Source organism: Klebsiella sp. 2019SCSN059 (genome assembly GCF_021739525.1).
GTDB classification, from domain to species: domain Bacteria; phylum Pseudomonadota; class Gammaproteobacteria; order Enterobacterales; family Enterobacteriaceae; genus Klebsiella; species Klebsiella quasipneumoniae.
Genome location: NZ_JAKKOM010000132.1, coordinates 1 through 663, shown reverse-complemented (window position 1 = coordinate 663; position 663 = coordinate 1). Strand labels below are relative to the sequence as shown.

Here is a 663-nt window from a genome sequence, read left to right as displayed (position 1 = left end):
GGGTCGTTAGCTCAGTTGGTAGAGCAGTTGACTTTTAATCAATTGGTCGCAGGTTCGAATCCTGCACGACCCACCAATCGTTCTGGTGGAACGCGATAGTAAAACGTGAAGGATAACGTTGCGACAGCAACGGCCCATAGGGCGAGGCGAAGCCGAGTCATCCTGCACGACCCACCAATTAGCAGTATCCAGCGTAGTATCGGGTGATTAGCTCAGCTGGGAGAGCACCTCCCTTACAAGGAGGGGGTCGGCGGTTCGATCCCGTCATCACCCACCACTTCGGGTCGTTAGCTCAGTTGGTAGAGCAGTTGACTTTTAATCAATTGGTCGCAGGTTCGAATCCTGCACGACCCACCATCTTTAACATCGCACGTCGGTGTTAAACGTGAAGGATAACGTTGTTTCAGCAACGGCCCGAAGGGCGAGCGAAGCGAGTCATCCTGCACGACCCACCATGTTAATGATGGGGTCGGTGAAGGCAGTATCAGCAGTATCCAGCGCAGTTTCGGGTGATTAGCTCAGCTGGGAGAGCACCTCCCTTACAAGGAGGGGGTCGGCGGTTCGATCCCGTCATCACCCACCACTTCGGGTCGTTAGCTCAGTTGGTAGAGCAGTTGACTTTTAATCAATTGGTCGCAGGTTCGAATCCTGCACGACCCACCA

General features: G+C 54.0%; 5 tRNA genes. All 5 read left to right on the top strand.

The annotated features are described in order from the left end of the window. The 5 genes from L2I46_RS29275 to L2I46_RS29255 all read left to right on the top strand — a co-directional run bounded on the left by L2I46_RS29275 (position 1) and on the right by L2I46_RS29255 (position 663). Positions 1-76, top strand: a tRNA-Lys gene (locus L2I46_RS29275). Between the two features lie 125 nt (positions 77-201). Continuing rightward, a tRNA-Val gene (locus tag L2I46_RS29270) sits at positions 202-277 on the top strand. A 4-nt stretch (positions 278-281) separates the two neighbouring features. After that, positions 282-357 (top strand) — tRNA-Lys (locus L2I46_RS29265). 150 nt (positions 358-507) lie between these two features. Next, a tRNA-Val gene (locus L2I46_RS29260) sits at positions 508-583 on the top strand. Positions 584-587: 4 nt separating this feature from the next. Further along, a tRNA-Lys gene (locus L2I46_RS29255) sits at positions 588-663 on the top strand.